Consider the following 22,088-nt stretch of genomic DNA (forward strand, 5'->3'; position numbering starts at 1 on the left):
AAACGCTGGAAATGGATCGCCGGGGGTCTTGTTGTCCTGGCCATTGCAACATACGGGTACGTAAATATGGCGACGGGTTGGGAAACAATTTCGACAAACTTCATGCGGAACGACACGCCGTATGGCGGCGGCAACTTCCGCATCAAGGGCAACGACGTGATGAGCGTCAAGCTGGCCAATCCCGTGGTGACGTTCAAGCCCACGGCTGAATCGACGGAACCGCAGCGGCCCGAGCCGACCGAAGCATGGATGAACGACACGGGCGAGTTGCTGAACCGCATGACGATCAGCTTCTTCCGCGGAACCATCGACGGCGGGATGAAACGCCAGTTCCAGCAGGTCGGCCAGAACGCCGCGTGGTGGTACTCCCCGGACTGGTCGGTTCAGTTCCTCAGCACCTCATGGATGGACTACAAGGCCCCGGAGGCACGCGGCGGCGATGCACCGCAAACCACGAAGCTGTGGAAGTCGCTCGACGGCGGCCAAACGTGGTCTCAACTGCAATGGCCCGAAAACCAGAACATTGGCCGGTTGCTCTTCGTCGATCCACAGCGCGGCTACGCGATCGGCTGGGGGCCGAGAGTGTGGCGGACCGCGGACGGCGGTAACACGTGGCAGACGATCGACGTGCCGACCGATGCACGCGTCGCCGACGAGACGCGCAAGAATTTCAATGCGGTGAGTCTCGGCCCTGACGGTGTACTGCGCGTCGCCTACTCCGCCGCTCGGACTGCAGAGGCGCCGTCGCACAGTGTGATCGACCGGCTCGACTGGGAGCGGCACGCATTCGTGACGGAGACCGAACTGCCGGGCCAGGTCGTCACCGCGCTCGATACCACGCCGGGACCGGCAGCACACTATTCGCTGTACGCGCTGTCACGTCTCGACAAGCCGCAAAGCGGCGAGAGTCGCGACAACAGCCGCCGGGCGGGCGCGATTTCCACGTGGACGAACGACCATCCCGAGTCCGTGCACCAACTGCGCACGTTCGACGAGACGCTCCGGCTCGACAGCCTGAGCGTCGGTCGTAACGGCCTCCTGCTCGTCTACGCGACCGACCCGAACTCCGGCAGTCGCGGCGGTGCCCCGATCGACCTGACGTTCACCAGTACCGACGCCGGCAAGTCGTGGGATCAAACAGCCGACAAGGTTGCACAAGGCGGCTACTTCGACGCGCAGACCAACACGCTGTACTGGCTGCACGCTTATACGCTGAAGAAGCGGACTTTCTGATCGCGCGCATGACGGTCGCCGAGGAATTGGCGCATCGTCGCGAAAACCGGATCAGGACGGCAAGCACCGATACGCTCCATCCGGTGTTCGCCTACACACTTCGGAAACGGCAATTCTGATCGCTGCCAGACGCATTTGCCGTGGGCCGAGTCCGCAGAATCGGACGACGCCCCCGGCACGATCGGCCTCATGCCCTCTTCTCCATTGACTTCAGCCAACCCGATGCGCAACCACTCCCGCCTAAAGCGGCTGGCCGCCATCGCGATCGGCAGCATCGCATTGATACTGCTGGTCGAAAATACCGGCTCTCGATGGGAAACCGTTTCGTCGAAGGTGACGTGGCCCGTCCCACTGGCTGGCGTCGGTGATTTCTACGTCGTCGGCAACGAAATCATGTCGCTCACGGTCGCCGACCCTGTGGTGATGCTGAAGCCTCCCGGCGAGTGGAAGAATCCAATGGTCGCCGAACCCACCGAAGCGTGGATGAACAACGCAGCAGAAACCCTCAATCGGCGGACCGTAAATTTCTTCCGTGGCACCCTCGATCAGGGACTGCAGCGCTTCTTGCAAGCGCCGGGCCAACACACGGCGTGGTGGCATTCGCGGGACGGTCAGGTCCAGGTCATCGGCGTCGGCCGGACCAGCTACACGGCGCCACATCCGGCAGACGGCCTCGTCTCGCAGCAAACCCGTGTCTGGAAATCGCTCGACGGCGGCCGGCACTGGTCGCAGCTCGACTGGCCCGAGCACGAGGATATCGATCAGTTGCTCTTCATCGACGCGCGGAGCGGTTATGCGATCGGTCGGGGCCCGGCGGTCCGGCGAACATCCGACGGCGGCGTGTCCTGGCAGCGGATCGCACTACCACCGGATGCAGCCGTCGGCGGTGCTCCCGGGCGCAGCTTCGCAGGAGTAAATCTTGGCCCCGACGGCACCCTGCGAGTGGCTTACCCTGTCGACCGGTCGGCTACGGCCCCTGCCCGCAGCGTCGTATACCGACTCGCGCCAAATCAGCGGGCGTTCGCTCTCGATACCGTCCTGCCTAACCAGACCGTCACTCGACTCGTGTCTGCGCCTGCCACGGCTGGCGGCTACGCGCTTTACACGCTGTCTCTCCTCGACCATGAGAGTGGCGACGATACTGCACCGGATCGCGCACGCCGGACCGGTGTGCTTTCGACGTGGGCGAACACGCGCCCGGAGCGAGTCCGGCAAGTGACGACGTTTGACAGGAAGCTCATCCTGAGCGGCCTCGACGTGGGCCGCGATGGCCTGTTGCTCGTCTATGCGACCGACCCCGGGCACGCAATCGATGATCCACCGATCCCCCTGATGATCAGCAGCACTGACGCAGGCAAGACCTGGAAGCAGAATGTCGACGGGATCGTCTATCACAATCGGTATTTCAATCAGGATACGAACACGCTGTACTCGTTGCTCGATGAAAGACTGAGGAAACTGTCGTTCCCGGTCCGAAATAACCGTGCCTTACAAGACCGAATCCCGTTGCTACGACGGAAGACTCAATTCGATGAATAAATCACCGCGTCGCGCCGCACTCGCGCTATGCGTTGCCACATCGCCCGCCGCCTTCGCCGCCAGCCCCTGCCCCGCCGCCGACACCGCTGCACGCGCCGCGCTCGACGCGCAACACCGCGTGCAACGCGCGCCCAACCCGGAAAGCGACGGCGCCGGCACCGTCGAGGTTTCGCCGCCTTTGCGCGACGCGCTTCGCGCCTACAAGCAAGCGCTCGTCGGCGCGATCGACGCGCGCCTCGTATGCAGCGATGAACATGTCGAAGCGGTCGCACTGAAACGCACGCTCGCGGCAACGCTCGGCGTCCCCGCGCAGCCGGCACAGCCGAAAACCGGCGAATCGGCGTTCGGCCGCAACCCGGACGTCGACGTCACGCGCGACGGCACGTCGCGCCCGCTGCTGTTCGTACGCGCCGGCTTCGACATCGCATGCGGCGACGACAACCTGCTCACCGCGTACGCGTGGGAAAACGGTCGGTGGCAGCGCGTGCTGCGCTGGCAAGCCGACGAATACAAGGACATCGGCGGCGCATACGGCGGCGGCTTCTGGTTCGGCGCGTTGCCGGGCGGACAGGTGGCGGTCGTCCACGGCACACCGTGGTGCTCGTCGCGCTGGAGCCGGTTCGGCGCGGACGTGATCGCGCCGGCCAACGGGTCGGCCGCGCAACGCACGCTGTTCCACACCGCGCACGGCTACGTGATCGACGACGATTCGATCCGCTTCAAGGTGCGCGCCGACGGCTTCGAGCTGCGCACGACGGTCGGCTCGCTCGACGGCGACGTGATGACGCGGCCAGGTATCTTCCGCTATCGCGTCGACGGCGACACCGTGCAACGCGTGCAGCCGGCCGCCGCCAACGGCCGCGATTTCGTCGACGAGTGGCTGAAGGTGGACGACGTGCTCGCGCGCGAATGGAGCGAACCCGAGGCCGCCGGGACCGCGCTGAAAGCCCGGCAGACGTTCAACGCGGAAAGCAAGGCGCCCGATATCGGCTTCGCATACGGCCCGGTACGCGGCTGTTCCGACAGCAAGGATCGCTTCCAGGTCGAACTGGATCTGACGGGCAAGGGTGGAGAAACGGTCGCGCGGCGCTACGCGCTGATCCGCCAGGAGCGCAACGGCTTCACGATGCTCGGGCTGCGCAACGCGTCCGAGCCCGCGTGTCGCGGCGCGGATCTGATGCCGCGGCACTGAGCCGTCAGCCGCGTGGCGCAGCGGTGAAATCGCGCCGGACAGCCGACAACGACAAGTGACTGGGGCGTGGCGGCACGGCGCGATCGCCCGCACCGACCGTGCGTCATTCGGCGCGCCGCGGCTCGAACACGAACGGTTGCGTGAGCAAGAAGGGATTCGCCGTCGCGCCGGTCTGCACGCAGCTCGCGTGCGTCATCGCTTCGACGGCCGCGCGATCGGCCGCCGCGTTGCGGCTGCTCGTCGTCACGGTGACGTTCTGCGCTTCGCCGGACGTCGTCATCAGCGCGCGCACGAGCACGGTCGCCGGGCGCGTGAGCGGCTTCGCGGTATCCGGATAGACGGCACGCGGAATGTGGCAGGTCAGCTTGCTTTCCTGCGACGACGACAGCATCGCGCAGCCGGAAAACAGCATCGCGACGGCGGGCAGGGTCAGGTAGGTCGAGCGAATGGCCATGGTCGAATATCGTTCTTCAGCACTGTTCTGGGCACACGCGCCGCGCAGCCGAGGCCTTCCCCCGCCCGCATCGCGTGTGTCGCACTGCGCCGCGGCCATCGGACCGGCGCCCCGTTACGGCCGCACGGCCGAGCGATGCCCGGCCGCGATCCTGCTCGGCGCAATCCCCGGATAACCGGGAAGTGTGCCGTATTGGCACCGCCTGCGCCCCACGCCGACGCGCACGCGAGCCCTTTCGCGCATTGTGCCCGCGCCGCCCGGTCAGCAGGCGGCGATTTGACAATGGTTGACGCGAATCGCCGCCCCTTCGACCCGAATCCAAGCGATCCGCGACGTAATCGATAGCCGATCGGCTCAGCGCGTGATGCGCCGGGCCATGTTGCGCCGACGACGTCAGCCCGCTTTCATCACGGCCAGACAAACGCCGGAATTCCCCGTTCCGGCGCGCACGACACGCGTCAATCCGAATCGTCGTCGTCCGAGTCGTCGCCCTCGTCGGCCGGCGCTTCCCCGTATTTCGCGACGACGGCCGCCCTGAACGTCTTCAGCGCCGGCTCATCGCCGCACAGCTTGTACAACGCGGCCAGCTGTTGCGGCCAGTCCTTCAACTCCTTCGCAAACACATGCAGGCGCGCGACGGTATCGAGCGCGTCGGCTTCGCGGCCGGCCAGCGCCTGCAGCACCGCATAGCGGCGCAGCACCGTCTCGCCGGGCAGCAGCGCGATCGCGCGCTCGTGCGCGGCGAGCTTGAGCGGCAGGTTGTCCGGCGAAATGGTCAGCAGCGTCGCCGCACCGTAATCGCCCCACGCGCCGAACAGCAGCGACGGCGCATCGCGATACTGCGCGGCCGGGCTGCTGCCGTAATAGAGCACTTCCGCGCGCTGGTAGTCGCGCAGCACGGGCACCGCCGCCAGCACGCCGCCGAACGACAGCACCGCGAACAGCCCGAATGCCGCACGCCCCGGCAGGATGCGCAGCGGCTTCACCTCGAGCAGCCCGATCACGAACATCGCCGGCAGCAGGAAGAACATGTATTGCTGCGGATACTCGACCAGCGCATGCATCAGCAGGATGCCGATCAGCGCGAAGCCGAACACGCGCATGCTCGACTGCGGCGCCCGCACCGTGCGCACGAACCACATGACGAGCGTGACGGCGAGCACGCCGAGCCCGACGAGACCGGACTTCGCGAGCAGGTCGATGAAGATGTCGTGCGAGTTGTTCGCGATCTCGACGCCGCCGAGCGTGCGCACGAGCGCAAACTGGTGCGACGGGAATTCGCCCCAGCCGACGCCGAGCAGCGGATGCTCGCGGAACATCGCGAGCCCGTACTTCCACAGCGCGAGGCGCGGCGCGATCTGCCCGGCGTCGCGCATCCGGTCGGCGGCCGACTCCGCGAGATTCAGGTGATAGTGCACGTTGGCCCAGCGCACCGCGACGTTCACCGCGATGAACGCGACCGCCAGCACGACCGGTATCAGCCACGCACGCGCATTGCCCGGCGTGCGGCGCGATTCGACCCACGCCATCCAGAAGCCCGCGACGACCATCACCGCCACCTGCAGCCACGGCCCGCGCGACACCGTCAGCGCGAGACCGACCGACAGTACGAGCGACAACGCGAGCCAGGCCCACACCGCGAGCCGGCGTGTCTGGACCAGATACAGCGCGCCCGCGAGCGCGAAGGCGATGTAGCTGGCCAGGTGGTTCGCCTGCGCCATGTTGCCGTACGGACGACGGTCGACCGCGATGTTGTACACGACGACGAACGGCGAGACGGCCGCTTCGAGGTGGAACAGCTGCACGATCTGGGTACCGACCGCGAACACGCCGCCCACGAGCAGCGCGCCGGCCATCATCCGCGACACGGTTTCCGCCATCCCGTCGCGCGCGAGCGCGTAGCCAGCCTGCATCGCGACCAGCGCGGCCGCGAGATAACCGACCGCCAGCCAGTTCATCGACGGCACCTTGAGCGGGATCAGCGCGACCTGCGCGATCAGCACCGCCGCAAAACCGAGCGGGACGACGAACGCGGCCGGCGCGGCAAACGGCTCGGCCGGACGGCCGGTGCGCGCGAGCAGCACGACGGACACGCCCACCAGCAGATACAGCACCAGCGCGGAAAACTCGGAATAGAAGGTCGGGATCGGATACGTGTGATTCGTGATCGCGTACGGCACGATCAGGGCGACAGCCAGCGCAACGAGCGACAACGAACGGGAAAAAGTAGAAGGCATGAGCGAACCGGATGTCAGCAACCGGCGCACTATACAAAACTTTCCCTGCTCTGTGCGGGGCCGTCGCTCCGGGAGCCGGCGCCGGGCTGCGGCCCCGCCGGCCGAAGCGGCGACCGGCAGGCCGCAGGCGCCGCCGCCCTGCTTCTCCGCCAGCCTTATGCGCGGCACTCCGCGGGCGCATATTTCGCGGGCAGCGTCGCGGCGTTACCCGGCAACGGCCCCGCTCCAGGCGCCGGCAGCGACGACGCGTCCTTGCCGGCCGCGAAGCATTCCCACGCGATCGCGCCCGCTTGTATCGCGCCCTTTTTGAGCGGCACGCGCGCGGTGGGCGCCTCGGCCTTGTCGGGCGCGGACGGCACGAGCACCAGCGTATTGGTGCCGGCCGCGGCGACGCGGGTGGTGAAGGAAACCGTGATCTGGCCGGTGGCGCCGTCGATCGCGACCGATTCGACGTTGCGGGTCCCGGCCGGCGGGCTGTAGCCGCCGTCGAGGCTCGCGCCGCTCGCGGCGTTGTCGGCGACCGCGAGCCGCGCGGACGACGCGAGCGCCAGCCCCTCGCCGACGCGCGAGCGCGCGAGGTAATCCTGGTACGCGGGAATCGCATAGGCCGCGACGACCCCGACGATCGCCAGCACGATCATCAGTTCGATCAGCGTGAAGCCGGCCAGCCGCCAGCGCGACGACGGCCGGTTCGCGTGCCGCAGATCGGCGGCAACGCGACGGAACAGGGAAACGGAAAAGGCTTCGAACATGAACAGGCTCCGGAAACGAAAAACGCCTGCCGATACAGGCAGGCGTCTCGATCGTAGCCAGCGGGCCGCGAAGCCGGCAGTCAGCCGGATGGCCAGTCAGTGCGCGTGCGGCACGCTGCGGCGTTTCCTGAGCGCATAACCGATCGCGACGACGAACAACGCGCCGACGATGCTCGCGCCGTAGACCACTTCCGGCGCATCAAGCACCGGCCAGCGGTCGCCGACCGGGTCGTTCACGATCAAGCCGCCCGCGATCCAGCCGAGCAGCCCGGCGCCGAATGCCACGACGACCGGGAAACGGTCGAGCAGCTTCAGCACCAGCGTGCTGCCCCACACGATGATCGGCACGCTGACGATGAGCCCGAAGATCACGAGCGCGATCCGGTGCGACGGATCGGCCTGCTCGGCCGCGCCGGCGATCGCGATCACGTTGTCGAGGCTCATGACCGCGTCGGCGATCACGATCGTCTTCACGGCGTCCCACAGCCGGTCGGCCGGCTTGATGTTGTCGTGCGCGTCGGCGGCCGGCGCCATCAGCTTGATGCCGATCCACAGCAGCAGCAGGCCGCCGCCGAGCTTCAGGAACGGCACGTCGAGCAGCGCGACCGCGAACGTGATCAGCGCGACACGCAGCAGGATCGCCCCCGCAGTGCCCCAGACGACGCCGCGCAGCCGCTGGTTCGCCGGCAGGTTGCGGCACGCAAGCGCGATCACGACCGCGTTGTCGCCGCCGAGCAGGATATCAATGATGACAATCTGGAGAATGGCGCCCCAGTGCAGCGAGGTCAGGAATTCGAGCATAGCGGAGAGGAAAGGACAACGGCCGCCTCGCGGGCGGCCCGGTTCATCGTAGGCGCATGCAGAACGCATGCCCGGTGCTTACGAATTCATTGCGGGAGCATAACAAAAACGCCGCAAGCGCGTTTTTTGCAGGACGAGCCCAATGGAAATGATTACAGCGCCTTCTTCAGCAGACGGCCCATTTCCGACGGGTTGCGCGTGACGGTGATGCCGCACGCTTCCATGATTTCCAGTTTCGCTTCGGCCGTATCCGCACCGCCCGAGATCAGCGCGCCGGCGTGGCCCATGCGCTTGCCCGGAGGCGCCGTGACGCCCGCGATGAAGCCGACCACCGGCTTCTTCATGTTGTCCTTGATCCACTCGGCGGCGTTGGCTTCGTCCGGACCGCCGATTTCGCCGATCATCACGACCGCATCCGTATCCGGATCGTCGTTGAACATCTTCATCACGTCGATGTGCTTCAGACCGTTGATCGGGTCGCCGCCGATACCGACTGCCGACGACTGGCCGAGGCCGAGTGCCGTCAGCTGGGCAACCGCTTCATACGTCAGCGTGCCCGAACGCGACACGACGCCGATGCGGCCCTTGCGGTGGATGTGACCCGGCATGATGCCGATCTTCAGTTCGTCCGGCGTGATCGTGCCCGGGCAGTTCGGCCCGAGCAGCAGCGTCTTGCGGCCTTCGCGACGCATGCGGTCCTTCACTTCGATCATGTCACGGACGGGGATGCCTTCCGTGATGCAGATCGCGAGATCCAGGTCGGCTTCGACCGCTTCCCAGATCGCAGCGGCCGCGCCTGCCGGCGGAACGTAGATGACCGACACGGTCGCGCCGGTTTCCGCCTTCGCTTCCTTGACGCTCGCGTAGATCGGAATGCCTTCGAAGTCTTCGCCGGCCTTCTTCGGGTTCACGCCCGCGACGAATGCTTCGCGGCCGTTTGCGTATTCACGGCAGGCGCGCGTATGGAACTGACCGGTTTTGCCGGTAATGCCCTGCGTGATGACCTTCGTGTCCTTGTTGATCAGAATCGACATGTATTTTGACCTCTGTTCGATGGGCGTCGCGTGCAAACCGCGCCGCCCTACGTGTTCATTAGCGCGTGCTTACTTGCCTGCGGCAGCCGCGACGACCTTCTGCGCAGCCTCTTCCATGCTGTCCGCCGAGATGATCGGCAGGCCCGAATCGGCCAGCATCTTCTTGCCGAGGTCCTCGTTCGTGCCCTTCATGCGCACGACCAGCGGCACGTTCAGGTTCACGGCCTTCGAACCGGCGATCACGCCTTCCGCGATCACGTCGCAGCGCATGATGCCGCCGAAGATGTTCACGAGGATCGCCTTCAGGTCCGGGTTCTTCAGCATCAGCTTGAACGCTTCCGTGACCTTCTCGGTCGTCGCGCCTCCGCCGACGTCCAGGAAGTTCGCCGGTTCGCCGCCGAACAGCTTGATCGTGTCCATCGTCGCCATCGCGAGGCCCGCGCCGTTCACGAGACAGCCGATGTTGCCGTCGAGCGAGATGTACGCGAGGTCGAACTTCGACGCTTCGATTTCAGCCGGATCTTCTTCGTCCAGATCGCGGTACGCGACGATTTCCGGGTGACGGAACAGCGCGTTCGAGTCGAAGTTGAACTTCGCGTCGAGTGCGGTGACCTTGCCGTCGCCGGAGACGTTCAGCGGGTTGATTTCGGCCAGCGATGCGTCGGTTTCCCAGAATGCCTTGTACAGGCCTTGCAGGATCGCGCGCGCTTGCGGAATCGACGCAGCCGGCACGCCGATCTTCGCGGCGAGGTCGTCGGCCTGCGCGTCCAGCAGGCCCGTCGACGGCTCGACGATGACCTTGTGGATCAGTTCCGGGTGCTTCTCGGCGACTTCTTCGATGTCCATGCCGCCTTCGCTCGAGCCCATCAGCACGATCTTCTGCGAGATGCGGTCGACGACGAGGCTGACATACAGTTCCTGCTTGATGTCGGCGCCTTCCTCGATCATCAGACGGTTGACCTTCTGGCCTTCCGGACCGGTCTGGTGCGTGACGAGCTGCATGCCGAGGATCTGGTTCGCGTATTCGCGGACCTGCTCGATCGACTTCGCCACCTTCACGCCGCCGCCCTTGCCACGGCCACCCGCGTGAATCTGAGCCTTCACGACCCATACCGGGCCGCCGAGCTCTTCCGCCACCTTGACGGCCTCGTCAACCGAGAACGCCGGCTTGCCGCGCGGTACCGCGACTCCGAATTTCCGCAGGATTTCCTTACCCTGGTACTCGTGAATCTTCATGCGTGATTCCCTTCAGTCTGAGAGTTGGATGAAAAGTCGCTTAAGACGCTTCTTCGAATGATTTCCGTTCATTCCTTCGTGCTGCCTTCACCGGGCAGATCCGGCCGAATCGGGCCGTACCAGCGCGGGTAGTACTGCCGCACGACCTCACCGTCGAATCGCAGCGCGCGGCAGCGGCCGAGCTGGAAAGGCGGTTCGGCGTGCGCGCCGTCGTGATCCGGCCCTTCGCCGCCCTCCTCGCGCACGTTCCACACGTCACCGGCGAACGCCTGGATCGCGGCCGTCGGCAGCACGGCGCACAGTTCGGTGAGATGGGAACAGCCTGCGACGCCGGCGAGCAGCCGGTTCGCGTTGCGGCGGAAATTGCGGAAGAGATTGAGCCCGATGAGGGCCCGATAGGTGGGCGGGGCGGATTGACAATGACCAGGATAGGGCACCCATTCCGAAGACGCTTCGGCGTCGACGACATTGAGGTCACGATCGATGGTCACGCGCAGCCAGAGTTCGTGGATCGGCAGACCCTGGGGCCGGATGCCCGACGCAAGCGCGACATCGCGCGGCTTGTGGTCGGTCAGGCAGGCTTCGATGTCCCACAAGCCGTCGCCGCGCTCGTAGGCTTCCGCTCGGATTGCGCGTCGATGTCGCAACTGACGGGGCACGGGCTCGGATAGCGGCATGCTGGAGGTTGAGGCCGAAGAGGAAAACCCGTGGATTTTAGCATATTGGGTATTTGAGACAGTTTGCCGCGACGGCGGGTATTCCCGCCTGTCCGGAAGCGGTTGCAATGCAGCAAAATCGCGCGCCACGCGCGCGACCGGGCGGCTCAGTCGTCGATCGGGAAATCGTCGCCGACCTTCAGCAACTTCACGATGGTCGCGCTCGAGAAGCCGCGCGCGGCCAGGAAGCGCGCCTGCTTCGCGCGTTCGGCGGGCGTTTGCGGCAGTGCACCGAATTTCTTGCGCCAGACAGCCTGCGCGCGCGTCAATTCGGTCTCGCGCAATTGGGCATTCACCTCTTCGACGAGACTGTCGCCGACCGCATGGCGCTTCAGCTCGCTGACGATGCGCGCGACGCCGACACGCGACGCGCGACGATGCACGAGGCTCTCGGCGAAGCGCGCGTCGGACAGCCAGCCTTCCTGTTCCAGCGCATCGAGCACCGGTTCGATGGACTCGCCTTCGTCGACGTAGGGTGCGAGCTTGCGCGCGAGCTCCGCGCGGCTGTATTCACGCCTCGACAGATAGCCGAGCGCGCGGCCCTTCAACGACCGCGGCGGCTTCGACGACTTGCGCTCGCTGGCGCCCGGCGCGTCGCTCGAAGCAGCGCCGCTGGAAGATGCGCCGAAAGACGCACCGGCTGCGCGGCGTGTGCGGCGCGGATGCTGGCTGCTGCGCGTATAGACATCTTCCGTCGCGGGCGCATCGGCTGTGCGATTGCTCGGGGCGCGATCGCCCGGGAAGCGGACACCGGACACGCGACGGCGGGAGCGATCATGCGCGTCGAACGACTCGTCGTCGTCGAACGGATCGTCCGGTGCGGCAATCTCAAATGAAACGAGGGCATCGTCGGATGCCCTCGTCGCAGTGCGGTTCGCGGCGTTGCCGCCTGCGCCCCGCCGGTCGGCGCCCGAGGAACCGGCTCGCCGGCCGGAGCGACCCGCCGTTTCGGGCACGTCGCTCTCCTCCGGCTCGCCAGCCTGACCTCGGCGCACAACCATTACTCTTCTTCGTCCAACGCCTCGGCTTCGTTGGCTACGCCATCGGGCATGCTGACGACACCGAGCGATTCGCGGATGCGGTTTTCGATCTCGCGTGCGATTTCCGGATTCTCGCGCAGGAATTCACGCGCATTGTCCTTGCCCTGGCCGATCTTCTCGCCGTTGTAGCTGTACCAGGCGCCGGCCTTGTCGACGATCTTCGCCTGCACGCCGAGATCGATGATCTCGCCCTGACGCGAAATACCTTCGCCGTACAGGATGTCAAAGATCGCTTCGCGGAACGGCGGCGACACCTTGTTCTTGACGACCTTCACGCGGGTTTCGTTGCCGATCACCTCGTCATTCTTCTTGATCGAACCGATCCGGCGAATGTCGAGACGCACCGACGAATAGAACTTCAGCGCGTTGCCGCCCGTGGTGGTTTCCGGGTTGCCGAACATCACGCCGATCTTCATCCGGATCTGGTTGATGAAGATCACCAGGCAGTTCGTGCGCTTGATCGTGCCGGTCAGCTTGCGCAGCGCCTGCGACATCAGGCGAGCCTGCAGACCCGGCAGCGAATCGCCCATCTCGCCTTCGATTTCGGCCTTCGGCACGAGCGCCGCGACCGAGTCGATGACGATCATGTCGATCGAGCCCGAGCGCACCAGCGCATCGGTGATTTCGAGCGCCTGCTCGCCGGTGTCCGGCTGCGAGATCAGCAGTTCCGGCACGTTCACGCCGAGCTTCGACGCGTACTGGACGTCGAGCGCGTGCTCGGCGTCGATGAACGCCGCGGTGCCGCCGATCTTCTGCAGTTCAGCGATGACTTGCAGCGTGAGGGTGGTCTTACCGGACGATTCCGGACCGTAGATCTCGACCACCCGGCCGCGCGGCAGGCCGCCGACGCCCAGCGCGATGTCGAGACCCAGCGACCCCGTGGAGACGACCTGGATATTCTCGGCCGCCTCGCCGTCGCCCATGCGCATGATCGAGCCCTTGCCGAACTGCTTCTCGATCTGTGCGAGTGCGGCCGCCAGCGCCTTGCTCTTCTCGGCGGTCATCCCGGAGCCCTTCTTGCTATCTTCCATGAATCGTCCTTTGCTATGATGAGCAGCGTCTGTTGGAGGCGCGCCCGCTTCAAGCGCTGCCCACGAATGCAGACACTGTATAAAAAAACAGTGTTTTGTGCAAGCCCGCAATGCAAAGCGTTGTGCACGAATAACTTCGGAGACAGCCGCGCCGGCGCGAACGCCCTGCCGGCACCGGTCAGCAACATGCGAATTCTCATCGCCGAAGACGACAGCATACTCGCGGACGGCCTCACCCGGTCACTCCGCCAATCGGGCTATGCCGTCGATCACGTGAAGAGCGGCGTCGACGCCGACACCGCGCTGTCGATGCAGACTTTCGACCTGCTGATCCTCGATCTCGGGCTGCCGAAAATGTCCGGGCTCGACGTGCTCAAGCGCCTGCGCGCGCGCAATTCCAATCTCCCCGTGCTGATCCTGACCGCCGCCGACAGCGTCGACGAACGCGTGAAGGGGCTCGACCTCGGCGCCGACGACTACATGGCCAAGCCGTTCGCGCTCAACGAGCTCGAGGCGCGCGTGCGCGCGCTGACCCGGCGCGGCGCCGGCGGCGGCCCGACCGTCGTGCGCCACGGCTCGCTCGCGTTCGACCAGGTCGGTCGCATCGCGTACGCGAACGATCACGTGCTCGATCTCTCCGCGCGCGAGCTCGGCCTGCTCGAGGTGCTGCTGCAGCGGATCGGCCGGCTCGTGTCGAAGGAACAGCTCGTCGATCACCTGTGCGAATGGGGCGAGGAAGTCAGCAACAACGCGATCGAAGTCTACGTGCACCGGCTGCGCAAGAAGATCGAACCGAGCGGCGTGCGGATCTCGACCGTGCGCGGCCTCGGCTATTGCCTCGAGAAGGTCGCGCCCGCGACGCCGGCCGACACGGCGGCGCCCCAGCCCGCGGCGGCCGGCACGCCGCTGCGCTGACGCCGGGCGGCGCCGCGATGGCCACGCCGGCCCATTCCCCTTCCCGCCACCCGACCGGCGCGCCGTCGTCGGCTGCCGACGAGGCGCGCGACGCGCGCTACGAGAACCCGTTCGCGCCGCCCGACGAGACCGAATCGCCCGAAACGCCGCGCCCGCGCTCGCTGTTCGGCGAAATCCTCGACTGGATGCTCGCGCCGCTGCTGCTGCTGTGGCCGATGAGCATCGCCGTCACCTATCTCGTCGCGAAGACGATCGCGAACAGCCCGTTCGATCGCGCGCTCGAGACCAACGCCTACGTGCTCGCGCGCCAGATCCATCCGGTCAACGGCGTCGCCGAGCTGACGCTGCCGGAGCAGACGCGCGACTTCCTGCGCGCGGACAACATCGACAGCGTCTACTTCCAGGTGCTCGGCACGCGCGGCGAGCTGGTCGCGGGCGAGGCCGACATGCCGCTGCCGCGTGACGAGGACCGCCCGCCGCCGGGCGTCGTCGTGTTCCGCGACGACCTGCTGCGCGGCAACGACGTGCGCGTCGCGTATACGACCGTCGCGCTGCCGCAGACGAGCGGCGCGCAGCCCGTGCTCGTGCAGGTCGGCGAGACGCTCGACAAGCGCAATGCGCTCGCCAACGACATCATCAAGGGCGTGATCCTGCCGCAATTCGTGATCCTGCCGCTCGCGATCCTGCTCGTCTGGTTCGGGCTGTCGCGCGGGCTCGCGCCGCTCAACGCGCTGCAGGCGCACATCCGCGCGCGGCGGCCCGACGACCTGTCGCCCGTCGAGGCGCAGCGCGCGCCGCCCGAGATCGAGCCGCTCGTCACGTCGTTCAACGACCTGCTCGCGCGCCTCGAACAAAACATGGCGCTGCAGAAACGCTTCATCGCCGATGCCGCGCACCAGATGAAGACGCCGCTCGCGGGCCTGCGCACGCAGGCCGAGTTCGCGCTGCGCCACCCGGTGCCGCCCGACGTGCAGCGCTCGCTCGAGCAGATCGCGACGAGCTCCGAGCAGGCCGCGCGGCTCGTCACGCAACTGCTGGCGCTCGCGCGCGCCGAGAACCGCGCGAGCGGGCTGACGTTCGAGCCGGTCGAGATCGGTTCGCTCGCGCGGCGCACCGTGCGCGACTGGGTGCAGGCCGCGCTCGCGAAACGCATGGACCTCGGGTACGAAGGCCCGGACGACGATGCGCCGCTCGAGGTCGACGGCAACCCGGTGATGCTGCGCGAGATGCTCGGCAACCTGGTCGACAACGCGATCCGCTATACGCCCGAAGGCGGCCGCATCACGGTGCGCGTGCGGGCCGAGCGCGCGGCGCGGCGCGTGCATCTCGAAGTCGAGGATACCGGCCCCGGCATCCCGGCCGGCGAGCGCGAGCGCGTCGTCGAGCGTTTCTACCGGATCCTCGGCCGCGAAGGCGACGGCAGCGGCCTCGGGCTCGCGATCGTGCGCGAGATCGCCACGCAGCACGGCGGCACGCTGACGCTCGACGATCACGTCTACCAGCACGCGCCGCGCCTCGCCGGCACGCTGGTGCGCATCAGCCTGCCGCTCACCGATACCGCCCCGGATTAACCCTGACGCGCGCCGCCACGGCACGGCGCCAATACGCAGAAACCGGCGCTTTACCGGACGTTCACGCCACGATCGACACGCGAAGCGACCGATTCGACACGGGTTAACGCGCAGTCGTTTTGTACGCGCAAGTCAGTGCGCCGTAAGTTTCCGTGCCAATAATCGTCGACAGGCCCGCCCCTCCCAAGGCGGCCGCACATCTATATCAAGGGACTTGGAGACGATTCATGGCAACGTTAGGCGGGCAAATTTCGCACTCGCCGATGACGGGCGAAGAGAAGAAGGTGATCTTCGCGTCGTCGCTCGGCACCGTGTTCGAGTGGTACGACTTTTACCTGGCCGGCTCGCTCGCGGCCTACATCAGCAAGAGCTTCTTCTCCGGCGTCAATCCGACCGCCGCGTTCATCTTCACGCTGCTCGGCTTCGCCGCCGGCTTCGCGGTGCGGCCGTTCGGCGCGATCGTCTTCGGCCGGCTCGGCGACCTCGTCGGCCGCAAGCACACGTTCCTCGTGACGATCGTGATCATGGGCGTCTCGACGTTCGTGGTCGGCTTCCTCCCGGGCTACGCGTCGATCGGCATCGCCGCCCCCGTGATCTTCATCGCGATGCGGCTGTTGCAGGGCCTCGCGCTCGGCGGCGAGTACGGCGGCGCGGCGACCTACGTCGCCGAGCATGCGCCGGCCAACCGGCGCGGCTTCTACACCGCCTGGATCCAGACGACGGCCACGCTCGGCCTGTTCCTGTCGCTGCTCGTGATCCTGGGCGTGCGCACGTTCATCGGCGAGGAAGCGTTCGGCAACTGGGGCTGGCGCGTGCCGTTCGTCGCATCGATCCTGCTGCTCGGGGTGTCGGTGTGGATCCGGCTGCAACTGAACGAATCGCCGGTGTTCCTGCGCATCAAGGCGGAAGGCAAGACGTCGAAGGCGCCGCTGACCGAAGCGTTCGGCCAGTGGAAGAACCTGAAGATCGTGATCCTCGCGCTGATCGGCCTGACGGCCGGCCAGGCGGTCGTGTGGTACACGGGCCAGTTCTACGCGCTGTTCTTCCTCACGCAGACGCTGAAGGTCGACGGCGCCAGCGCGAACATCCTGATCGCGATCGCGCTCCTGATCGGCACGCCGTTCTTCCTGTTCTTCGGCTCGCTGTCGGACAAGATCGGCCGCAAGCCGATCATCCTTGCCGGCTGCCTGATCGCCGCGCTGACCTACTTCCCGCTGTTCAAGGCGCTCACGCACTACGCGAACCCGCAGCTCGAACTCGCGACGCAGAAGGCGCCGATCACGGTCGTCGCCGATCCGGCTACCTGCTCGTTCCAGTTCAACCCGGTGGGCACGTCGAAGTTCACCACCTCGTGCGACATCGCGAAGAGCGCGCTCGCGAAGGCCGGCCTGAACTACGAGAACGTCGCGGCGCCGGCCGGCACGCTGGCCGAAATCAAGGTCGGCGACACGGTGATCCAGACCTACGACGGCAAGGCGGCCGACGCGAAGGCGCAGGGCGCGGCGTTCGACAAGACCCTCGCGTCGACGCTGAAGGGGGCCGGCTACCCGGCGAAGGCCGACCCGGCGCAACTCAACTGGCCGATGACGATCGTGATCCTGACGATCCTCGTGATCTTCGTGACGATGGTCTACGGCCCGATCGCCGCGATGCTGGTCGAGATGTTCCCGACGCGAATCCGCTACACGTCGATGTCGCTGCCCTATCACATCGGCAACGGCTGGTTCGGCGGCTTCCTGCCGGCAACTGCGTTCGCGATCGTCGCGGCGAAGGGCAACATCTACTCGGGGCTCTGGTATCCGATCGTGATCGCGCTGGCCACGTTCGTGATCGGCCTGCTGTTCGTCAAGGAGACGAAGGACTCGGACATCTACGCGCAGGATTGATGTCGGGTCCGCGGCGGGGGAGGGCCGACGGAGGATCGCCTTCCGGCGCCCGGCTCCCGCCCGCGATGGAGGCCGGCACGGACCGTCGGCAACTTTTTTCGGGAAAGATGGAAAAAGGTATTGACAGCTGACCGGCCGATCGACATAATTCAAGTCTTCACGGCGAATTAGCTCAGTCGGTTAGAGCGACGGAATCATAATCCGCAGGTCCGGGGTTCGAATCCCTGATTCGCCACCAAATGCGAAAAGCCGCTGTTTCTTTCGAAACAGCGGCTTTTTTCATTGCTTCATCGGGCGCACGCGGCGGCGCGCGTTGCCCGCCTTCAGGCCGCGCGCTGCGCCCAGACTACGCCACCACCGCTCCGCGCTGCGTATCCGGCGTCTCCGCCCGCAGCTTCCCCCGCCAGTTCTCCCCGCCCTCCAGCGCCGGCGTCGACTCGAACACCTCCGCGATCCAGTCGGCGAACACGCGCACCTTCTGCGACAGATGCCGGTTGTGCGGGTAGACGATCGAGATCGGCTTCGGCTTCGGATTGCTGTCCGGCAGCACCTCGACCAGCGAGCCGTCGAGCAGGTGCGGCAGCACCATGAACAGCGTCGGCTGGATCATCCCGAAGCCTTCGAGCCCGCACGTCACGTAGGCATCCGAGTCGTTGACCGTGACGCTGCCGTTCATCCGCACCTCGAACGGCTTGCCGTCGATCATGAACACCCACGGAATCGCCCGCGCGCCGTGGCTCGAGCGAAAATTCACCGCGTGATGCTCGACGAGATCGGCAATCTCGTTCGGCTCGCCGTGACGGGCGAGGTAATCGGGAGACGCGCACGTCACGCGCTTGAGCATCCCGATGCGCCGCGCGACCATCGACGAATCCTCGAGCGGCCCGACCCGGATCATGCAGTCGATGCCCTCCTCGACCGGATCGACGTAGCGGTCGGACAGCCCCAGCTCGAGCGTGATGTCCGGATAGCGCTGCCGGAAGATCGACAGCGACGGCAGCACGACGCGCCGCCCGAGCGAACTCGGCATGTGGACGCGCAGCACGCCGCTCGGCTTGCGGTTGCCGGCCTGGAAACTCGCGTCGGCCTCGGCGATCTCCGCGATGATCTTCATGCAATGCTCGTAGTACGCGGCGCCCTCCGGCGTCAGCGACAACCGGCGCGTCGTCCGGTGCATCAGGCGCACGCCGAGCAGCGCCTCGAGATTCTGGATGATGGTCGTCACCGATGCGCGCGGCATCGCGAGCGTGTCGGCCGCCCGCGTGAAGCTGTTCGCGTCGACCACGCGGGTAAAAACCTCCATTGCCTGGATGCGGTCCATGCTGCTTCCCCCTTCGAATCGCCAACGGGACAGAATAGAGCGCGCGGCGGGCACGGCACAAGCCCCCGCCTATTGTTCTCCGATCCTGAATAGTTTCGACACTTCGGACTGGAAACCGACCGGTTTCCGTTCAGTTCCGGGTAGCGGCCGCCGCGGCTCCGCTCATTCGTCGCACGTCACCGCACGAACCGCTCGCGATATCCCTGCGGCGATACGCCCAGCACGCGCACGAAGCTGCGCCGCAGCGTCTCCTCCGAACCGAAGCCGCAACGCCCGGCGATCCGCTTGACGGGCCATGTCGTTTCGCCGAGCAGGCGTTGCGCGGCCTCGACACGGATCTGCTCGACCGCACGCGCGGGCGTTCGGCCGGTTTCCGCGCGATAGTGGCGCACGAAGCTGCGCTCGCTCATGCTCACGCGCTCGGCGAGCGCGGGCACCGACAGGTCGGCCGTCAGGTGCTCGGCCATCCACGCGTGCAGCTCGCCGAACCGGTCGGCGGTGCGCTGCATCGACAGCATCGTGCTGAACTGCGCCTGCCCGCCCGGGCGCTTCAGGAATACGACGAGTTCGCGCGCGACGTCGAGCGCGGTCGCCCGCCCGAGGTCCTCCTCGACCAGCGCGAGCGCGAGATCGATGCCGGCCGTCACGCCGGCCGACGTCCACAGCGCGCCTTCGCGGATGAAGATCGGATCGGGCTCGACACGCACGTTCGGGTAGCGCGCCGCGAATTCGTCGCAGCGCGCCCAGTGCGTGACCGCGCGCCGCCCGTCGAGCAGGCCGGCCTCGGCGAGCAGGAACGCGCCGGTGCAGACCGACGCCACGCGCCGCGCGCGCCCGGCCTGCTGCCGCACCCAGCGCACCACCCGCGCGTCCTTCGACGCCGCGTGCACGCCCTTGCCGCCGGCGACGATCAGCGTGTCGGGACGGCGCGCGGCCGCGCGCAGCGACTCGGCCATCACGACGAGGCCCGACGACGTCTCGACGGGCCCCGCTTCGACGGCCACGACGCGCGGCGCATACGGCGCCGGCTGCCCGCGCTCCAGCGCGAGCTCGTTGACGGACGCGAACACCTGCAACGGGCCCGTCACATCGAGCAATTGGGCACGGGGAAACGCGAGGACCAGGATCGAACGCGGGGCGGCGGCAGGCATGGCGATTGGCTGAAAACGTGGGTGATATGGCAATTTCGCCAAACACTACGCGCCTAGAATCGACCTGTCCATCCCGTGCCGAACGGCGCGCCCCTTCCCTCTCGGAGCCTTCGCATGACCCTGCATATCGGCCTTCTCGTCTTTCCGGGCGTCCAGCAACTCGACCTCACCGGCCCGCACGACGTGCTCGCGTCGCTGCCGGACGCAACCGTCCATCTGGTGTGGAAGTCCCGCGACGCGGTCGCGTCGAGCAGCGGCCTCGCGCTCGCGCCGACCTGTACGTTCGACGACTGCCCGCCGCTCGACGTGATCTGCATCCCGGGCGGCATCGGTATCAACGAACTGCTGCTCGATGCCGAAACGATCGCGTTCGTGCAGCAGCGCGCGGCCACCGCGCGCTACGTGACGTCGGTCTGCACGGGCTCGCTGCTGCTGGGCGTGGCGGGCCTGCTGCGCGGGCGGCGCGCGACGACGCACTGGGCGTTCCACGCGCTGCTCGAACCGCTGGGTGCGATACCCGTGCGCGAGCGCGTCGTGCGTGACGGCAACCTCGTCACGGGCGGCGGCGTGACGGCCGGCATCGACTTCGCGCTGACGATCGCCGCGGAGCTGGTCGGCGACGAAGCCGCGCAGGCGATCCAGCTGCAACTCGAATATGCGCCCGCGCCGCCGTTCGACGCGGGCTCGCCCGATACCGCGCCGGCCGCGGTCGTGAAGCGCGTCACCGAACGTTCGGCCGCCGGCTTCGCGAAGCGCAAGCAGATCATCGAGCAGGCGCTGCGCGCCACGTCGCGCTGAATGCGGAACGGGAGATGCGGATGCCGGAAAAATCACTGGAAAGCAGCGCACGCGCGTGCCGGAGAACACCTCGATGAACATCATCCGGAGTGCCGCATTCACGGCGGACCGCGCGTGGGGCGCCCTCGACATCGCGACCCTGAACGGCATCACGGTGCGGCTGCACTGGACCGACGAGCCGTATCGCTGGCATGTGAACGACGGCGAGGAGGTGTTCGCGGTGCTCGACGGCCGCGTCGAGATGCGCTACCGCGAAGCGGGCGTCGAGCACGCGACGGTGCTCGAAACGGGCGACGTCTTCCATGCGACGGTCGGCACCGAGCACGTCGCGCATCCGCTCGGCGCCGCGCGCATCCTCGTGATCGAAACCGAAGGCAGCGTCTGACGGCGGGCGTCGGGGTCTCGATGTCGCGCGGCTGACGAGCGCCGTCGCGCGGCGAAGGTCACCCCGAGATCGTCCCGGTTGCCTGCGAGGGGATCAGTTTCGGTAGCGGCGTGCACTGGCACTGGCACAGGTCGTGTTCGAGCGCGACGACCTTGCCCATCACGGTCATCGTGCGCTCGCCGCCGTCCGATACGATCACGCCCGGCGACTTGCACGCCGCGCAGAACACGGCTGCGCCGAGATACGCGAGTTCGCGCCCGTCGAACGACGAATTGGCGATCCCTTCGAGCACGACGCCGCCGTGATCGGTCGTGTCGCCCTTCAGAATGAATTTGCGGCTCATGATGTCGGTTCTTCCCTCGGAAACGCCGCGCAACGCAACCGCGCACGGGCATCGTGAAACCGCCCGTCGGTCGCGGGCGTCCCGCGAGCATATCACCGCTCGCCGCGGCCGCGACACGTGCCTTCCGCATCGGCCGGTCGCTCCATCAGGTATTCGCCGCGCATGGCGATTCGGCGCCACGGCGTGTTCACGCGCCGCGATGCGCCGAACCCGATCGCCTGCGGCTACCCGATCCACTGTTCCGTCGAGGCTCGTGCCGGCACGATCGCGCGACGTTGCCATGGCGACAGGGACGCATCCGGTTCGGCATGCCGTCGCATCGATAATGTCTGATGCTTTAACCCAAAAATTAGCCTAGATTTTCGTACAATTACTAAATACAAATACATCAAAAAGTTTTAATGGCAATTCGCCTCGAATCATTCATTCGACGCCCCTCACATCTCAAAGCCC

The 22,088-nt window shown here is 66.7% G+C and carries 20 protein-coding genes and 1 tRNA gene; 9 read left to right on the forward strand and 12 right to left on the reverse strand.

What is annotated here, in order from left to right; all coding sequences use genetic code 11:
• Positions 1–66 precede the first annotated feature (66 nt).
• The 3 genes from AP428_RS10810 to AP428_RS10820 all read left to right on the forward strand — a co-directional run bounded on the left by AP428_RS10810 (position 67) and on the right by AP428_RS10820 (position 3,964).
• The gene (locus AP428_RS10810; protein WP_011546116.1) at positions 67–1,233 is read left to right on the forward strand and encodes a hypothetical protein; all 1,167 of its coding nucleotides are present in this window, start codon (positions 67–69) and stop codon (positions 1,231–1,233) included.
• A 189-nt stretch (positions 1,234–1,422) separates the two neighbouring features.
• The gene (locus tag AP428_RS10815; protein WP_011694389.1) at positions 1,423–2,772 is read left to right on the forward strand and encodes a glycosyhydrolase; all 1,350 of its coding nucleotides are present in this window, start codon (positions 1,423–1,425) and stop codon (positions 2,770–2,772) included.
• A complete protein-coding gene (locus AP428_RS10820) occupies positions 2,765–3,964 on the forward strand; it encodes a hypothetical protein (protein WP_011546118.1) in 1,200 nt (399 codons plus the stop codon). Before AP428_RS10815 ends, AP428_RS10820 begins: the two co-directional genes overlap by 8 nt.
• A gap of 103 nt (positions 3,965–4,067) precedes the next feature.
• On the opposite strand, the gene AP428_RS10825 is transcribed toward AP428_RS10820, so the two are convergent.
• From AP428_RS10825 to recA, 9 genes are all read right to left on the reverse strand, one after another.
• Positions 4,068–4,418, reverse strand: coding sequence for a TonB family protein (locus tag AP428_RS10825; protein WP_041489244.1), 351 nt, complete (start codon positions 4,416–4,418; stop codon positions 4,068–4,070).
• A gap of 458 nt (positions 4,419–4,876) precedes the next feature.
• On the reverse strand, positions 4,877–6,655 hold the full coding sequence (locus tag AP428_RS10830) for a Wzy polymerase domain-containing protein (RefSeq protein WP_011546120.1): 1,779 nt from the start codon (positions 6,653–6,655) through the stop codon (positions 4,877–4,879).
• Between the two features lie 155 nt (positions 6,656–6,810).
• The gene (locus AP428_RS10835; protein WP_011546121.1) at positions 6,811–7,407 is read right to left on the reverse strand and encodes a pilin; all 597 of its coding nucleotides are present in this window, start codon (positions 7,405–7,407) and stop codon (positions 6,811–6,813) included.
• A gap of 96 nt (positions 7,408–7,503) precedes the next feature.
• Entirely contained in the window at positions 7,504–8,208 is a 705-nt protein-coding gene (locus AP428_RS10840) for a TerC family protein (protein WP_011546122.1), read from the reverse strand.
• A gap of 152 nt (positions 8,209–8,360) precedes the next feature.
• Complete coding sequence (sucD, locus tag AP428_RS10845) at positions 8,361–9,242, reverse strand: succinate--CoA ligase subunit alpha (protein WP_006477916.1); 882 nt, start codon at positions 9,240–9,242, stop codon at positions 8,361–8,363.
• Positions 9,243–9,311: 69 nt separating this feature from the next.
• Positions 9,312–10,478, reverse strand: a complete 1,167-nt coding sequence (sucC, locus tag AP428_RS10850) for an ADP-forming succinate--CoA ligase subunit beta (protein ID WP_006477915.1) — start codon at positions 10,476–10,478, stop codon at positions 9,312–9,314.
• A gap of 68 nt (positions 10,479–10,546) precedes the next feature.
• Positions 10,547–11,155, reverse strand: coding sequence for a DUF2889 domain-containing protein (locus tag AP428_RS10855; RefSeq protein WP_011546123.1), 609 nt, complete (start codon positions 11,153–11,155; stop codon positions 10,547–10,549).
• Positions 11,156–11,301: 146 nt separating this feature from the next.
• A complete protein-coding gene (recX, locus tag AP428_RS10860) occupies positions 11,302–12,195 on the reverse strand; it encodes a recombination regulator RecX (RefSeq protein ID WP_011546124.1) in 894 nt (297 codons plus the stop codon).
• A complete protein-coding gene (gene recA / locus AP428_RS10865) occupies positions 12,195–13,265 on the reverse strand; it encodes a recombinase RecA (RefSeq protein ID WP_011546125.1) in 1,071 nt (356 codons plus the stop codon). The genes recX and recA overlap by 1 nt, the downstream gene beginning before the upstream one ends.
• 186 nt (positions 13,266–13,451) lie before the next feature.
• Between recA and AP428_RS10870 the strand changes: the two genes are divergently transcribed.
• From AP428_RS10870 to AP428_RS10885, 4 genes are all read left to right on the forward strand, one after another.
• Entirely contained in the window at positions 13,452–14,180 is a 729-nt protein-coding gene (locus AP428_RS10870; RefSeq protein ID WP_006497347.1) for a response regulator transcription factor, read from the forward strand.
• Between the two features lie 17 nt (positions 14,181–14,197).
• Positions 14,198–15,751, forward strand: a complete 1,554-nt coding sequence (locus AP428_RS10875; RefSeq protein WP_011546127.1) for a sensor histidine kinase — start codon at positions 14,198–14,200, stop codon at positions 15,749–15,751.
• Between the two features lie 227 nt (positions 15,752–15,978).
• Positions 15,979–17,637 (forward strand): MFS transporter, encoded by a 1,659-nt coding sequence (locus AP428_RS10880; RefSeq protein ID WP_011546128.1) that lies wholly within the window; start codon positions 15,979–15,981, stop codon positions 17,635–17,637.
• A gap of 161 nt (positions 17,638–17,798) precedes the next feature.
• A tRNA-Met gene (locus tag AP428_RS10885) sits at positions 17,799–17,875 on the forward strand.
• A 108-nt stretch (positions 17,876–17,983) separates the two neighbouring features.
• On the opposite strand, the gene AP428_RS10890 is transcribed toward AP428_RS10885, so the two are convergent.
• On the reverse strand, positions 17,984–18,958 hold the full coding sequence (locus tag AP428_RS10890; RefSeq protein WP_011546129.1) for a LysR family transcriptional regulator: 975 nt from the start codon (positions 18,956–18,958) through the stop codon (positions 17,984–17,986).
• Positions 18,959–19,134: 176 nt separating this feature from the next.
• A complete protein-coding gene (locus AP428_RS10895) occupies positions 19,135–20,109 on the reverse strand; it encodes a GlxA family transcriptional regulator (protein ID WP_011546130.1) in 975 nt (324 codons plus the stop codon).
• Between the two features lie 114 nt (positions 20,110–20,223).
• Here AP428_RS10895 and AP428_RS10900 point away from each other — a divergent pair, with 114 nt between their 5' ends.
• Both AP428_RS10900 and AP428_RS10905 read left to right on the forward strand, forming a co-directional pair.
• Positions 20,224–20,907: a DJ-1/PfpI family protein gene (locus AP428_RS10900; RefSeq protein WP_011546131.1), complete on the forward strand. Its 684-nt coding sequence runs from the start codon at positions 20,224–20,226 to the stop codon at positions 20,905–20,907.
• Positions 20,908–20,980: 73 nt separating this feature from the next.
• Complete coding sequence (locus AP428_RS10905; protein WP_011546132.1) at positions 20,981–21,292, forward strand: cupin; 312 nt, start codon at positions 20,981–20,983, stop codon at positions 21,290–21,292.
• Between the two features lie 58 nt (positions 21,293–21,350).
• Here the strand turns inward: AP428_RS10905 and AP428_RS10910 are convergent, their stop codons facing one another.
• A complete protein-coding gene (locus tag AP428_RS10910; protein ID WP_006477906.1) occupies positions 21,351–21,635 on the reverse strand; it encodes a PAAR domain-containing protein in 285 nt (94 codons plus the stop codon).
• Between the last annotated feature and the right edge of the window lie 453 nt (positions 21,636–22,088).

This window comes from Burkholderia sp. E168m22, from assembly GCF_001319805.1.
Taxonomy (GTDB): Bacteria; Pseudomonadota; Gammaproteobacteria; order Burkholderiales; family Burkholderiaceae; genus Burkholderia; species Burkholderia orbicola.

Bases quoted from the DNA above. Each gene is read 5' to 3' on its own strand.
- AP428_RS10855 (WP_011546123.1), bottom strand. From the start codon at position 11,155: ATGCCGCTATCCGAGCCCGTGCCCCGTCAGTTGCGACATCGACGCGCA.
- AP428_RS10900 (WP_011546131.1), top strand. From the start codon at position 20,224: ATGACCCTGCATATCGGCCTTCTCGTCTTTCCGGGCGTCCAGCAACTC.
- AP428_RS10910 (WP_006477906.1), bottom strand. From the start codon at position 21,635: ATGAGCCGCAAATTCATTCTGAAGGGCGACACGACCGATCACGGCGGC.
- sucD (WP_006477916.1), bottom strand. From the start codon at position 9,242: ATGTCGATTCTGATCAACAAGGACACGAAGGTCATCACGCAGGGCATT.
- AP428_RS10830 (WP_011546120.1), bottom strand. From the start codon at position 6,655: ATGCCTTCTACTTTTTCCCGTTCGTTGTCGCTCGTTGCGCTGGCTGTC.
- AP428_RS10820 (WP_011546118.1), top strand. From the start codon at position 2,765: ATGAATAAATCACCGCGTCGCGCCGCACTCGCGCTATGCGTTGCCACA.
- recX (WP_011546124.1), bottom strand. From the start codon at position 12,195: ATGGTTGTGCGCCGAGGTCAGGCTGGCGAGCCGGAGGAGAGCGACGTG.
- AP428_RS10835 (WP_011546121.1), bottom strand. From the start codon at position 7,407: ATGTTCGAAGCCTTTTCCGTTTCCCTGTTCCGTCGCGTTGCCGCCGAT.
- AP428_RS10815 (WP_011694389.1), top strand. From the start codon at position 1,423: ATGCCCTCTTCTCCATTGACTTCAGCCAACCCGATGCGCAACCACTCC.
- AP428_RS10810 (WP_011546116.1), top strand. From the start codon at position 67: ATGGCGACGGGTTGGGAAACAATTTCGACAAACTTCATGCGGAACGAC.
- AP428_RS10825 (WP_041489244.1), bottom strand. From the start codon at position 4,418: ATGGCCATTCGCTCGACCTACCTGACCCTGCCCGCCGTCGCGATGCTG.
- recA (WP_011546125.1), bottom strand. From the start codon at position 13,265: ATGGAAGATAGCAAGAAGGGCTCCGGGATGACCGCCGAGAAGAGCAAG.
- AP428_RS10895 (WP_011546130.1), bottom strand. From the start codon at position 20,109: ATGCCTGCCGCCGCCCCGCGTTCGATCCTGGTCCTCGCGTTTCCCCGT.
- AP428_RS10875 (WP_011546127.1), top strand. From the start codon at position 14,198: ATGGCCACGCCGGCCCATTCCCCTTCCCGCCACCCGACCGGCGCGCCG.
- AP428_RS10890 (WP_011546129.1), bottom strand. From the start codon at position 18,958: ATGGACCGCATCCAGGCAATGGAGGTTTTTACCCGCGTGGTCGACGCG.
- AP428_RS10880 (WP_011546128.1), top strand. From the start codon at position 15,979: ATGGCAACGTTAGGCGGGCAAATTTCGCACTCGCCGATGACGGGCGAA.
- AP428_RS10840 (WP_011546122.1), bottom strand. From the start codon at position 8,208: ATGCTCGAATTCCTGACCTCGCTGCACTGGGGCGCCATTCTCCAGATT.
- AP428_RS10870 (WP_006497347.1), top strand. From the start codon at position 13,452: ATGCGAATTCTCATCGCCGAAGACGACAGCATACTCGCGGACGGCCTC.
- AP428_RS10905 (WP_011546132.1), top strand. From the start codon at position 20,981: ATGAACATCATCCGGAGTGCCGCATTCACGGCGGACCGCGCGTGGGGC.
- sucC (WP_006477915.1), bottom strand. From the start codon at position 10,478: ATGAAGATTCACGAGTACCAGGGTAAGGAAATCCTGCGGAAATTCGGA.